The organism is Brevibacillus laterosporus DSM 25 (genome assembly GCF_002706795.1).
Classification (GTDB): Bacteria; Bacillota; Bacilli; order Brevibacillales; family Brevibacillaceae; genus Brevibacillus_B; species Brevibacillus_B laterosporus.
This window is the reverse complement of record NZ_CP017705.1, coordinates 5,044,545-5,059,460: the sequence shown is the minus strand read 5'-3', so window position 1 is coordinate 5,059,460 and position 14,916 is coordinate 5,044,545. Positions and strand designations below refer to the sequence as shown.

Genomic DNA, 14,916 nt, shown 5'->3' with positions numbered 1-14,916 from the left:
TTTAGCCCACATGAATGAAAACGAAATATTACTGGGGTTCAAAAACGGAAAGTATACGATGGAAGAAGTATTAGAGTTCTATCAGAAGCTCAAAAATAACGAGATCAGATATCCGCTTTCAGAGGGTCAGAAGGGTTTGTGGATGCTGAACAAACTTGATCCGACTTCTAACGTTTATAATATTCCAATATGCTTCCGTATTCGTGCTAATGTTGATATAGAGAAGCTTAAACAGGCGTTTGGTCTGGTAGTTACCCGTCACGATCAACTTTCTTGCGTAATAATTGAAGATGGAGGGGTGCCTTATTTGGCGCCCCAGCCTTTCAATCCTGAGACATTTTCGTCAATCGAAAACGAAGTACCTGATGAAGACGAGCTCTTATCTCTTTTAAAGGAGGAGGCAAAGAAACTGTTCGATCTGGCTCGTGATCCATTCATACGAATGAACATTTATAGCATATCTCCAATCGAACATATTGCTCTAATTGTCGTTCATCACTTGGTATTTGATGGCGCGTCAACCCCTGTTTTTTTGGCCGATCTGCTCTCGTTCTATGAAGCTGCTGTGAACTGTCGTGATGCTGAAGTGTCTGAAGAAGTCATTATGTATGACCAATTCGTTGAATGGGAACAAGATTATCTTTTCGGAACAAAAAGTAAGACAGATAGAGAATATTGGCTGTCCAAGCTCGAAGGTGAGCTCCCAACTTTATTACTTGACATTGAACAGCAAAATGAAACCTGTGTCAGTGCACAAGGGACAACCTTGGCAACCCAACTAACTGGTTCCAAATGCACTGCCGTATCTGAATTCTGCACAGAGCTTCGGGTTAAGCCTACGGCCTTCTTTCTCTCGATATTTCAGATATTATTGCAACGATATACAGGGGAGAATGACCTGATAATCGGTATCCCTACGATGGGAAGGCCAAAACTGGAGTTCTATGATGTAGTTGGTTACTTTATAAATATGATACCGCTACGCAGTATGGTTAATGAAGATAGGTTTTATTCAGACTATTTGACTGAACTTAACTATGCGATCGCAGAAGGGATGGATCATTCCATGTATCCATTTCCCCGCATTGTTCAGGATCTAAACATCCAGAGAAACATACAGACACCGCCTGTATTTCAGGTTACTTATACCTTCCAAAACAAAAATCTGTTTAAAATCTCGGCAAACTCTCCAACACTTGGTGAAGTTGAGTACGTTGAGAAACTTAGCCAGGAAGGTGAGTTCAAGTTGTCACTTGAGGTGTATGAAAAGCAGGATCGATTTGTAGTGTGCTTCAAATATGATGCAAACAAATTTGACGAAAAAGACATTGCCTCCATGATGAACCACTATAATAACTTACTTACAGCGGTTATGCGTAACCCAAGAGCACCTATTGGAAGCTACTGTTATTTATCTGAAAAAGAGCGAAATCAAGTGCTTATTGACTGGAATCGTACAAAGGTTTCATATCCTGAGGAGCGTTGCCTGCATGAAATCTTTGAAGCTCAAGTCAACGCCCATCCAGACTCCGTTGCTTTGGAATTTGAGGGGCTAAAATTGAGCTATAAACAACTAAATGAACGGGCAAATCAAGTGGCTGCTTACCTGCGCCAATCTGGTGTTCGAACGGAAACTGTGGTAGCGCTTTGTGCAGAGCGTTCTTTTGAGATGGTGATTGGTATCTTAGGGATTGTTAAGGCGGGGGGTGCTTACTTGCCCATAGATCCAGCTTATCCTGCTGAACGCATAAACTACATGTTAGAGAATGCAGGTGTCAATCGTATGCTCACTCTGTCATATCTAGCTGACGCGCTGCCCACGGAAAATATGAATGTTGCCTTTCTTGATACCGGTGAGGATTTGGGGGGAGAAGCAGTATTTGCGAATCAACCTACCACTAATTTGACACGTTCAGAGAGCGGGGTAGAGACGAGCAATCTAGCATACGTAATGTATACTTCGGGATCCACCGGGCTACCGAAAGCCGTTATGGTAGAGCATCGGGCACTGACAAATCGTATAGACTGGATGCAAAAAGAATATAAACTCAGTACATACGATGTCGTTTTGCAAAAAACCCCTTTTAGTTTCGATGTATCCGTTTGGGAATTTTTCTGGCCTCTTATCACTGGCGCACGCATGGTCATCGCCAAACCGGGTGGTCACGCAGATCCTGAGTATCTGACTTCGTTGATTCAGTCCTCAGGCGTCACAACACTCCATTTTGTACCATCCATGTTCAGGATTATTCTGGGACAGGAAGCGTGGAGTTTATGTCGCACCATTCGTCATGTATTTTGTAGTGGTGAGGCGCTGGCGCCAGATCTTGTTACAAAGCACTATGCACAGAATCACGCGCCGCTTATTAATCTATACGGACCGACGGAAGCTGCTATAGATGTGAGTTATTGGGCTTGCTCAAATAACAATGGGATTAACGCTGTTCCTATTGGTAAGCCCATTCAAAATGTACAGTTATACGTACTGAACAATCACTGCTCTCCTCAGGCAGTGGGCTGCCGGGGACAGCTTTACATAGGTGGAGACTGTCTTGCCAGAGGTTATTTGAATAACCCTGAACTCACCGCCGAAAAATTCATTGCTAATCCTTTTTCAAATGATAAAAATGCCCGTTTGTACAAGACAGGAGATATAGTTCGATGGTTACAAGACGGTAGCTTAGAATATTGCGGTCGTAGTGACGATCAAGTGAAGATTCGCGGAGTACGCATTGAACTTGGTGAGATTGAAGCAAAGCTGAACAGCGTTAAGGAAGTGGATTCTTCTTTGGTGATCGTGCGGGAGGACAACCCTGGCGATCAACGTATAGTCGCTTATGTTGTTCTGTCTGACGGAGCTCAAGATACGGATGTAGGGGGCACGCTGACGAAGGTTCTTAAAGAGACGCTGCCTGATCACATGATCCCTAGTGCATATGTCGTGCTCGATGAGATTCCTGTCACCGCAAACGGTAAAGCAAACCGCTCGAAATTACCTGCCCCGGAATGGGATGCATATACATCTCAAGTGTATGTGGCCCCACGCACTGAAACGGAGACACTGCTAGTAGATATTTGGACAGAAATCTTAGGTTTTGAAGCAGGTCAAATCGGAGTGAATGACAACTTTTTTGCGTTAGGCGGACACTCCTTGCTTATTCCTAAACTGCTTGCTCGCCTTCAACAATATGAATTGATGGCAGATATACGAAGTGTATTTGAAGCACCGACACTCGCACATTTAGCATCGGAAATTCAAGATGCGGCTACGCTGGAGGCTTATATGATTCCTCCTAATAAGATTCCGGAGGGATGTAAACATATTACGGCTGACATGCTCACCCTGGTGTCACTTAGTGACGAGGAGATTGACAGCATTGTATCTGACACACAAGGCGGGTCAGCTAACATTCAAGATATCTATCCGCTGGCACCTCTGCAAGAAGGGATTCTTTTCCATCACCTGATGGACGTGGAAAATGATCCTTATGTGCTATCAGGTTTATTTTCATTTGACAACAGAGAGCGGCTAGACCAGTTTGTTTTTGCGTTGCAGAACGTAATTAATAGAAACGATGTGCTAAGGACTGCAATTGTTAGCAAGGGAGTTTCGCAACCTGTACAGGTGGTTTGGAGACGAGCTGAACTAGTTTTGGAAATCATTCAGCCTACTCCAGGTGTTGATGCGCAGCAGTATATCCGAAGCATGCTATCCGGTCCTCATGTGATGGACATCAGCGTAGCCCCAATGATGCAACTCAAGGCCGTATGTGATTCAGAAACAGGCGTGTGGTATTTGTTGTTTAATATGCACCACCTTGTGGATGATGCCACCTCGCTTGGATTCTTGTTCGCAGAAGTTGTTGCTTATTTAAAAGGGAAGGAAGCTAGTCTGAGTACTCCTATTCCATACAGGGAGTTCATTGCACACACAATGAAACAGGTGAACTCGCTTGAAGCGAAAGCTTTCTTTGAAAGAACGCTAGGTGATTTGAATGAACCAACGTTGCCATATGGATTAGCAAATGTACATGTTGACAGAAACATCATTAATGTTTTTAGCAAGTCATTCCCTGCAGACTTATCCAGCAATATCCGTGCATTCGCAAAAAGGATGCATCTGAGCCCTGCAAGTATTTTTCACGCAGCTTGGGCAATGGTTATTTCTACCTGCTCGGGTAAAGAGGATGTCGTCTTCGGAACCGTGCTGTCTGGTCGATTGCAGGGAGTACAGGGAGCTGAGAGAATGCTTGGGAATTTTATCAACACACTGCCGTTACGTGTTTCTCTCGCCAACAAATCAGTCAAACAGTTGCTGCAAGAAACTGATGTAATATTACGAAACCTAATTAAATATGAGCAAGCATCTTTGTCTCTCGCCCAGAGCTGTTCCAGCTTGGATAACGATATTCCGCTGTTTAACGCTGTGTTAAACTTCCGCTTCATGAACGCTAGTGAACGAATTAATGAAGATGAACTTGCACAGTTCGGTATTAAGTCACTTGTGGGTGTCTTTGAGCGTACTAATTATCCGCTGTTTTTATCCATTGATGATCAGGGTGTCGATTTCTCGGTCGAGATCCAAGCTGTGCAGTCACTCTCTTGTGAGTCCATCCACAGCTATCTGGAGAACGCTGTTTCAGAAATCATCAACGCAATGTCAAAAGAAGCGGCCACGAGTACCCTTGTTTCAACGATTTCTATCCTACCTCAGCCTGAATTGGCGGAAGTCGTTGAGGTTTGGAATACGACCGAACGAGATTATCCTAACGATATGTGTATTCATCAAGTATTTCGTCGTCGGGCTCAAGAAAATTCAGAACGTATAGCCATTCTCTATGGAGACAATTCAGTTACATACGGTGAACTGGACCAGATGTCGACTGACCTTGCCAACGATTTAAGCCAGAGCGGTGCAGCGATGAACAAATTTGTTGCGGTAGTAGCTGATCGATCTATAGAGATGATTGTAGGACTGCTCGGTGTGATGAAAGCGGGGGCTGCCTATATTCCGATTGATCCGGAGATACCAGAAGAGCGCTTGGCACACATATTAACTGATAGTAAAGCTGGCATTGTGTTAACGCACGACAAATATAAAGAACGAATAAGCAATGTGCTGAATAACCTCCTTCATGAGAACGGGGTGACTGACCGTCCTTTAATTATAGATCTGAAAGACACAGTTTCGAGGGAGAAGTCTGAGCACGGTCATCTGTACAATGATGAAAATAGCATGGCAATTACGAATGATAGCCTTGCCTATGTGATTTATACATCGGGAACGACAGGTAATTCCAAAGGAGTTTGTGTAACACACAAAAGCATCATGAATACACTCTATTTCCTTGAGGAGATGTACCCTGTTGAAGAAAATGATTACTATATACTCAAGACTAATTATACGTTCGATGTATCCATTTCAGAGTTGTTTGGTTGGTTTGTTGGCAAAGGGCACTTGGTTATTCTGCCTCCGGGCGATGAAAAGTCTCCGTATGAGCTTATCCGTCACATTGAGAATTATAGAGTTACGCATATCAACTTTGTACCTTCAATGCTTAGAGAGTTCCTGCAATCAGCACAAGGAAACAAATCCTTTCTGGAAAACTGTTCCATCAAATACCTGATGGTCGCTGGCGAGGCATTTCCGAAAGAGCTTGTGGAGCAAACTACCACAACATTTAAGAATGTGAAAGTTGAGAACATTTACGGTCCAACTGAAGCTGCGATATATGCAACTGTTCACTCTTGTTCCAATCGTGAACGCACAGGAATGATCACACCGATTGGCAAACCGATTGGCAACGTTCAAGTTTATATTGTGGACAGCAATTGCAAGCCAACTCCTATTGGTGTTCCAGGCGAATTGTGCATCTCAGGAGCCGGCTTAGCTCAAGGGTACCTTAATAATGATCAATTGACTAAGGAAAAATTCATCGACAATCCTTTTCAGTTTGGCACTAAGTTGTATAAGACTGGAGATTTGGCTCGTTGGTCACCGGATGGGCATATTGAGTATTTGGGCAGACTTGATTTTCAAGTAAAAATCCGTGGCTACCGGATCGAGCTCGGAGAAATTGAACATCATCTAAATCAACATCCTGCTGTTAGAGATGCTGTTGTGGTCAAGCGGGAACTCATAAGAGGTGAAGATACATTGGTTGCGTATCCTGCAATCGATAGGAAATCTGCATCTACATGCTATAACATTCTCACCATGTTGGAAGAAGGTACATTGGCGCAAGACGACTTATATGAACTTGATAACGGAATGGAAGTATGCGGCCTAAATAAATATGAAATCGATATGCTCTATAGGGATAACTTTTTAAACATGCTGCCAGATGTTTCCTTAAAGGAAGGGGATTGTGTGTTTAATGTAGGGGCAAATATCGGTATGTCCAGCCTTAGTCTATTATCCAAGGTGGAAGGCTTGCGTATCTATTCTTTTGAGCCTATTTATCCTGTTTATGAGATCCTTTGCAAAAATAGTCGAATTGATGGAAGCAATTCAATAATCCCTGTTCACGCTGGGCTTTCTAATTCTGTGAGAGAAACTCAGTTCGATTATTATCCAGATCTATCTCTGATTTCTGGTGAGTACAAGGATTCAGACACATCTGACATTATTAGATGCCAGCGCTATCTCACAGATGCAGGGAAGATAGACGGTAAAGCTCTTTCATACACTCATACAGGTAAGATTCTAGAAAGCCAACATGTAAATGTGTCACTAACAACAATTTCTGAACAAATCCGAATACTAGGATTGACGTCGATAGCACTAGTGAAAATAGATATTAACAATAGTGGACTGGAAATCCTTGAGGGTATTGACGCCGAGGATTGGGAGAAGATTGATCAGTTTGTAATTACAGTATTTCCAGTTCTCAGTGAGATCGATAAGCTCAAAGAACGCCTTAGTGCACAAGGCTTTAAACATGTAGTGTCCTACTATCCGGAAGGAAATGAAGGCGGGAAATATAACTTAATTGCGAAACGTGATGTTACAGGACCAAAATCAAGTAATTCTCAGAGCAATAATATCGATCTTAAGTATATAGGTACGAAAAAAGTAAAAGATTTACTAATAACTCACTTAGAGTCAAATCTGCCGGATTATATGATACCAACTAGGATCGTTTTGATGAATAAGTTGCCGCTTAGCCAAGTAGGAAAAGTCGACTACAAATCACTTCCTATGCCTAAAAGAAGCTCCACGTTTGAAGAGCATATCGGGCCACATAATCAGTTGGAAGAACTATTGACTTCCATCTGGGCTGAGCTTCTCGATATGGAAGTGGGAAATATTAGTGTGAACGAAAGCTTTTTTAGCTACGGAGGACACTCATTGTTGGTAATGAGAATGCTTAACCGGATTAAGCAAAAAACGGGTGTGGAACTGCCGATAAAGAGTATATTCAACAATCCCACTGTTTCTGCAATTGCTGTGGAGTTGAACCAATTCATGCCGGAAGTGTCCGATAATGCATCTCAAATTACAGAGAAAATACTACAGGGTATAGAGATGATTGAAGGACTTACGGAGGAAGAGTTGAGCAAATTGCTCGGCTGATAAGCGAAGCAACATAAAAAAAGCTAGCCTTTCTTAAGTCAACGTAGCTATCTTAATTGCAAATGTGTATTTGACCATAAAAAAAACTGAATTCTCATTGTTAGTTTTGTGTAACAAAGAGGATGCAGTGATGTAGACTTTTCACTTTAGGGATTTTTTGTAACGACCTTAGACAAATGAATGTTTAGGGTCGTTTTTATTTATCAAGTGTCTAATTAAGCCATAACCGTAAATTCCTCCATTTGCATAGATGTCAGAACATTCATGAAGTTATTTCGTGAATTCTAAAAGAAGATCCACATTGTCTGTTATGAATATGTCTTAGATAGACGATTATTAATTTAATACTACACACTGGATTTTGAACTATGTAAACCTATCATCATACACTGATAAATTATTTTATAATACTCTCTTAAATTTGTTGTTGAGAGAAGAAATTCCTTAGTGAATAATTGGAAAGCGTAGTTCTCAGGTTACTGTACATTCTGATAACAGAAACAAGAATGAGACGTATAGCTGAATGCAATGATGGGTCACCTTTAAAAATTTATAACTGAAATGTTCCAGTATAGTCTTTATTTATTCCCTTTGTATAACTAAACAAACATACTCCTTCAAAAATATATGAAGTTTTGAAGGGGTATGTTTTACTACTTGGGTCATTAATTAGGCTATGTTATGGTTGGACACTATCCTCCAAAACTTGCTCTCTTTATTTTATTTTGATTCTAAAAAACATAATATGGTAAAATACGTTTAGAACATACAGCACAATTATATAATAATCTATGATTTTATTTTGTGAAGAAAACGGGCTAGATTGTGAAAAGTCTAGGATTTTGTACTCATCAATTATTAGAAACTTGGTAGAGCGAATACGAAAATTATGACATTTTAAATAAAGTAAGGATGAACTCTATATGCAATAAATGAATCAGTACATATCATTGGAAATAATGCAGATAAAGCCTTAGATGATGGCGATGTTAAAACTTTGAAGGAAATATCAGAGAATTGTTTAAACCTGATGGATGACGATAATTACAATATTCTTGAAAAAGGGATTATTGCTTATCATGGAGCAACTTCTTTTAGTAATTATATACAACTCAAGTACAAAGGTGCATTAATCTATTCAGATGAAAAGAATAACGAAGAAGATTTTGAGATGTGCTTGCTTTTATTTCGAAAATCGATAGACTACTTATCTGAACATCGTTACAATTTGGACAATTACACGGAAGACAGTATAGATTTAAACTATTGCGAAACGTATCTTTCTATGGCATATACTAACTTTGCTAATCTTTTACTACAATGTGGGAGAATAATAAACGCGCTCTCATATTTGAGAATTGGAGTAGGACAAAAATTTCCAATGGCGATCGGAAACTATGCTGGATTTTTGATGGATTATGCTTACTTTAATTATGATGAAGGGCACCAATCAGTTTTTGCTAATGAATCTTATCGATTATTGTTGGAAGTATTAGAAGATCAGTCTGAACATGTTCATGATGAGGCACGTGCGCATTATGAACGATTGATCGAAAAACTAAAGGAATTTTTCCCTCTCGATTTTTTAGAAAAACCATACGAGTTTGGTGAATTTTCTCTTGGAGATTCCGAAGAAGAGATCGACTATCGCAAATGGTGTTTAAAACATGTGTTGTTTCTCAACACATTAAATGATGCGTTTACCAAATCAGTCGCAGCGACTGATATTCTTCATCTTCCAAGTATTATTGCTGATATTGATGAAGGACCAAGATTTCATGGTTTGTTTAATCAAATTAAGCAAGAGTATGTATCGGCCAGATACATGGTGTTTGATGCACTTTATAATAGAACACCCCATTTTTCTGATAAGGACGTCTATATTGTTAACACGTTGGACTATCCTACTTATGGTATTGGTCTGGAAAAAATAAAATATGCATATCGGAGCTTATATTCCCTATTTGATCGAATGGCGTATCTTGTGAATGATTATTTTGCACTAGGCATCAAAGAACATAATGTGTCATACCGTTCTATTTGGCAAAAAAAAGCTGGAAAAGGTAAAAATGACCCGACTGTAGACTTGAAAAAGAAAATGACAACGGAAGGTATGTTCAATTTACCGTTAATTGGCTTTTATTGGTTGTGTAAAGACATCGGAAAACAAAAAATTAAACACCATTATTTAGATCCAACTATAGAACAATTGGCTAATATTCGTAACATTTTAAAGATTCATGATAGTTTTTTATTTCCTAAAACAAGAGAGTTTCGCGAAAAAACAGTTGATCCGTTAGCGTATTCAATCACAATTGATGATTTTAGAAATGCAGTAATTCATCTCCTTTCGTATGTTCGAGAAGGGATTATTTTGTTGTCTTTGGCTATACACGTGGAAGAACAACTTAAAGTAAAGTTCACAGGTTCAGATCAGCTTACACCGTCCATGTACATAGGTCAATATGATGATGATTGGAAACGAATTTAGTAATTATAATAACGCAGTAATTCATTTAATACTGTATGTTTAATAACGTCTTAGGAGTATTAATTAAATAATGAGAGACCGTAGACTTTAATTATATAAGGAGCAATAATGAGCTATAGTATAGAGACGAAAATAAAAAATTTAATAGAGGGTAGATTCGAAGGCGATTATTGGGATTTCAAGCAAGAATGGCACAAAGACGCCGAAAGATTGTTACATGATATTCTTTGTTTTGTAAATACAGTTCATGACAAGGATTGCTACATAATAATAGGAGTATCAGATACTGGAGAAGTAATTGGGGTAAAAGAGGAGGGGAGAATGAAGCAAGCAGCTATACTCGATTTACTTTCTAATACAGTTTTTGCAGGGGACAATACTCCCGAAGTAAAGGTAGATACAATAATAGTAGAAGATAAAAATATTGACATTCTTACCATATACAACTCCTACAGTGTTCCTTACTATTTAAAGACAACAATTTCTCTTTGATAATCAAATTGAAGAGGAAGTATATGCAAAAAGAAGATTTGATGCAGTGGTTTTATATTATGAGAATGAAGAGGAAAAAATAGCATTTGAATCATACATTGAAAACAATCAGAAAATAATAGATCTTTATATAGACGAGGCTGACAATGTTTATTTTACAGTAGACTCTGGAAATGAAGGGGAAGTTCAGGTAAATAAACATAGATTATCAATAGGGTTAGCCTTAAATAAGGCTTTACAGGAATACAAAGGATATTATTAATTTGACCATATAAGAGTAGAAAATAGATACGAGTTGATATCATTCATAAATGTACTGTTAGAAAATTCAACCATGTTTTTAGTATGATATGGTTGCAACTATTCAGAACGGGATAAGTGTAGATAATGACCTCCTCCAATTGGGTAGTTAAAATTGTCATGACCTTTCCGACGTTCATGTGAAACTGTTGACGTCAAGTACTACCATAAGTCTGTTAGCAATAAAATAGTGTTGGAGTATAACAACTCATAATTACTCAAGCAGTGACAAGAAAATGCACCCTTTAGCTAAAGAGTACATTTTCTTGTCATCAGTCAAAGATAAATAGAGTAGATACCCTTTTCTTCATTCTATTGAGTCCGATAATAAATCTTATGTAAACAATAAAAAGTAAGTAACTTCTGAATCGGATTATTTGTTTACATAATGTTGATTACAGTTGTCTATGAGATGTGGTTACTTTGTTTAAATAGGGGTTTGTGTAGTAATGGAACAAAAACGGCAATAGAAATTGGTAAGGCCTCTATTATTAGTAACCTCACCAATTTTATTAACTCGAGTCAATTTCATAAATTAAAGCCCTACGGGATGCAGATAAGTTTTATGTTAGCTGTAGCATAAAAAAACAGAAATGAGAAAGGTGGCCTTTGGTCACCTCCTCATTTCAACCTCCCCCCTTTCGCTTCTGGGTCCGCTTAAAGATGGACGGTGGCCAGTCCAAAGATGCTGTGGATCTTCAGAGCCATATCCCCATTTCCCCATAAACTTTGTTCCATTATCATAAAATTCTAGATAAATTCTGCCGCTACGAACTGAGTTATAAGTAGACCGCTTCCATGTTCCTACTAAAAGGTTCCTTGGTGATAAAATTCCTGATATTTCGCCAATTTCACCCTGTTCCATCGAAGGGAGACGAAAATACCCTTTAACATTTTTAGTAGGAGTAATGCTAAAATTTCCTTGATCATCATAATAAAAAAATTGTATATCTCCCTTGTCGTCTGTAAGCCAGAGTCCCCCAATATCCAACGGTTGTACATTTTGTTGATAAGGGTAGACGTATGATACGTAATTATTAGAAGGATAGTACCACGTTTGCCATTTATCCATATATGACAAGCCTCCTTTTTAGAAGAAGTTCTATAGACACCAGTCTAATCTAGATTATGCCTACTATAAGAAAAGGTGTTTGTCTAATTAAAATATATGTAGCTTCAGCAATATAGTCTTCACATTGAATAATGTGGCTTAGAGTGGAAAATAACAGCAAGTTTGTAAGAGGAAAAAGGAAAGGTCAGAGAAAACATTGAAAATGATCTGCAGTATCGCTACAAAATGGAAGTCGATAGAGGGGAATATGTACTTCATATCCCTTATGCGACCAAAAGACTTTAGAAAAAACAGTCTATGACATCATTCGGGCAAATGAGTCTTGAAGCTGATCTGAAGAATTTATTGAGGTAGACGCTTTATTGTGATGAATTAGGCTTAACATGGTAAATTCAAAGGGTTTGTTTTTGAAAATATTTCTAATGCCGTTTTTGTTCCATTACACACAAACCCCAAATACTTCTCTTCTTGGAAATGACCTGTGACAATCCGTCTATAGGGGCGTATTAAAATACACATTAAGCTGTACTCAGTTTGCTATGAGGAGGCTCTCACTTTCACAAAGAGTTAATTCCTAGTGGTCAAGGTCGGAATTGATAGAAATGATACGATATGTGTATGGTGACACAAATATAGTTACCAAGACATAAGTCAGAAACCTTATTATTGCAAGGTTTTTATGATAAGGGGTACCCACAATTGTGTCATTCGACAACAAGCATACAGAAACATATGTTTCTATTGATTTCAGTTCTTAAAAATGCTATTTCATGAACTGAAAATAAAAAGGAACCATCTTATTAGATAGTTCTACTTATGTCTCCTTTTATACTCATGTCAGTCTTTTTACCTATATCGTTAATTCCATCTGCAACTTTTGGTATATCAAATTTATTGTAACAAATGAATAGAACAGACTGGTATCCTTCTATACATTCTTTAATTCGATATAGATCCTCAATAGAATCAATCCATTCACGACGTTTGTAATTATTAGCTAGTGTCTTTAGATTGAAGACTTCTTGAAAATGAATTATGCGGAATCTCATTCAATTAGGTAGCTCATAAGTGTTAAGACCTTTTCTCCGGTCACGTGAAGCTACCTGGCGACAAGCACTGCCACAATACATTGCATCACGTCTGCGGGATTCAAGCTGTCCATAGCAAACTATGCACAGCTTAATGCTGTATTTCAATTCTTAATCGCCTTCATAACAGATTGTCACACATAGTCATTTCCACGAAAAGAAATATTTAAACGGCATACCATTTCTCAAAGACAATATGGACATTATTACCGATAATAAAGATATCTGGTATTATTTTTAATATTCAAGCTAAAAGGAGAGATAATTATATGTCTAATACTGCAATGATAACATTAAGAATTATACTTTACGGAACTATGATTTATTTATTTAATATGTTCATTCCAAGTAATATGATAGCAAATGGACTCGGTTTATTAGTTGCTGGATTTATTTTAGAAATTATATTCAAAAAAAATTTTTTTAAAAAAATAAAACATAGTCCCTCAAAACCCACGTAGGAAAACAGTATTTTCTACAATGCTTTTTTCTTTAAAGTTGAGGTGTCTTCCCTATGTCTACGATTAAACAAAAACACAAAGAGAAGTTGAGGAAAGAGTAAGCCGCTTACCCTATTTCGTTGATCTCTATTTTCAATATCTAACAACTGAGAAGGAATGCTCCCCTTCTACTTTACGTGAATATGCAATTGACTACCAAATATTTTTTGAATGGATGATTGTGGATTGTTTAACGACTGGAAAAACAAGTAATGAAATCACTCTCTCAATCAATCTAAAATCCGAGTAGAGTCCAAATAGTGTCGAAAGTAATGTTTTTATGCCTGTTACAATCAGTTGCTTAGGGTTATACCAATTGACCATGCCTGGTCTGGCTGTAGGATCGTGCCACATTCGAGCAGCTAATGGAGGAATGTGGGAAAGTTTTGAGTATGTTTTATGTTTTTTCTTCATAACGGTCTAATTCACCTCAAAAATAATGAGTTGTCTGTCAACGTAATAACCTGCTAAATGATACCATTTCACTAGGTGAACATTATGCTATCAAGAACCATCATCTCCAATATAACCCTTGATTAAACTAATTTGTCTGTTATCTCAAAACAAGTCCAGATGCAATACAAAACCAAATCTATATTTCTTCATTACCCATTTATGAAACCTTACAAAATTGTTATATTTACGTAAGGTTATTCAATAGTTGAATTATGATGGAAATGTAATAATAAGAGCATAAGAAATCATTAGAGGTGAATGTTATGAAAGGAAATCATATTTTATCTTCTTTATGTTACTTCAGTGTCTTTTTCGCACCATTTTTATTACCGATTATTGTCTATTTCGTAGGTGACAAAGCTGTTCAATTTCATGCTAAAAAAGCATTGTGGACACATCTTGTTCCCTATGTAACCTTAGTTATTGGACTCGTAGTATCAGGAACCATTGGGTTGAATCAAGGAACGGAGACAGCAGTCGGATTTAGTATCGTAGCTACTTATGCTATTACTGCTATTGTGATGATTTACTATTTCATTTGGAATATTGTTAAAGGTGTAAAGGTATTAAATGAAATGTAATCTTACACCGAGAGTTCGGCTATATTGTTTGTTTCGTTTAGGAAACCGTATGGATAAAATCTATACGGTTTTTTTCTTATTGTAGTAATAAAACAGAAAGATCGTCCGTCTAATTTGTGTATTTCTTGAATTGGAGTGAGAAAATGTGGAATGCAATCATGAGGTCGAACGATTATTTATTCAATACAAAAATGATATTTACAATTATCTTGTCTACTACACAGGGAGCACGGATTGGACACAGGAGCCGAAACTGCTGAAATTCTAGGCTGGAGTCAAACAAAGGTAAATGTCACTATGCACAGGGCCATCAAGCAACTGCAAAAAGAATTAGTCCATTCTGCAAAGGGAGGAATTAGA

Annotated in this window: 8 protein-coding genes and 2 pseudogenes; 7 read left to right on the top strand and 3 right to left on the bottom strand. The window is 38.0% G+C overall.

What is annotated here, in order from left to right:
- Window positions 1-10: 10 nt before the first annotated feature.
- The 6 genes and pseudogenes from BrL25_RS26685 to BrL25_RS26045 all read left to right on the top strand — a co-directional run.
- A pseudogene (locus BrL25_RS26685) lies at window positions 11-4,633 on the top strand (amino acid adenylation domain-containing protein); the annotation flags it as partial.
- A gap of 24 nt (window positions 4,634-4,657) precedes the next feature.
- Window positions 4,658-6,169, top strand: a pseudogene (locus BrL25_RS26680) (non-ribosomal peptide synthetase); the annotation flags it as partial.
- A 48-nt stretch (window positions 6,170-6,217) separates the two neighbouring features.
- Window positions 6,218-7,576: an FkbM family methyltransferase gene (locus BrL25_RS26675; protein ID WP_429795361.1), complete on the top strand. Its 1,359-nt coding sequence runs from the start codon at window positions 6,218-6,220 to the stop codon at window positions 7,574-7,576.
- A 1,030-nt stretch (window positions 7,577-8,606) separates the two neighbouring features.
- Window positions 8,607-10,067: an LA2681 family HEPN domain-containing protein gene (locus tag BrL25_RS23440; protein WP_018669864.1), complete on the top strand. Its 1,461-nt coding sequence runs from the start codon at window positions 8,607-8,609 to the stop codon at window positions 10,065-10,067.
- Window positions 10,068-10,175: 108 nt separating this feature from the next.
- Window positions 10,176-10,559, top strand: coding sequence for an AlbA family DNA-binding domain-containing protein (locus BrL25_RS26050; protein ID WP_026314994.1), 384 nt, complete (start codon window positions 10,176-10,178; stop codon window positions 10,557-10,559).
- Window positions 10,560-10,605: 46 nt separating this feature from the next.
- Entirely contained in the window at window positions 10,606-10,821 is a 216-nt protein-coding gene (locus BrL25_RS26045) for a hypothetical protein (protein ID WP_026314995.1), read from the top strand.
- 651 nt (window positions 10,822-11,472) lie between these two features.
- On the opposite strand, the gene BrL25_RS23430 is transcribed toward BrL25_RS26045, so the two are convergent.
- From BrL25_RS23430 to BrL25_RS23415, 3 genes are all read right to left on the bottom strand, one after another.
- Window positions 11,473-11,931, bottom strand: coding sequence for a hypothetical protein (locus BrL25_RS23430; RefSeq protein ID WP_018669865.1), 459 nt, complete (start codon window positions 11,929-11,931; stop codon window positions 11,473-11,475).
- Between the two features lie 800 nt (window positions 11,932-12,731).
- Window positions 12,732-12,980, bottom strand: coding sequence for a hypothetical protein (locus BrL25_RS23425; RefSeq protein WP_018669866.1), 249 nt, complete (start codon window positions 12,978-12,980; stop codon window positions 12,732-12,734).
- A 692-nt stretch (window positions 12,981-13,672) separates the two neighbouring features.
- Window positions 13,673-13,933: a hypothetical protein gene (locus BrL25_RS23415; RefSeq protein WP_018669868.1), complete on the bottom strand. Its 261-nt coding sequence runs from the start codon at window positions 13,931-13,933 to the stop codon at window positions 13,673-13,675.
- 305 nt (window positions 13,934-14,238) lie between these two features.
- Here BrL25_RS23415 and BrL25_RS23410 point away from each other — a divergent pair, with 305 nt between their 5' ends.
- On the top strand, window positions 14,239-14,556 hold the full coding sequence (locus tag BrL25_RS23410) for a magnetosome magnetite crystal formation protein family (RefSeq protein WP_018669869.1): 318 nt from the start codon (window positions 14,239-14,241) through the stop codon (window positions 14,554-14,556).
- Window positions 14,557-14,916: the final 360 nt, after the last annotated feature.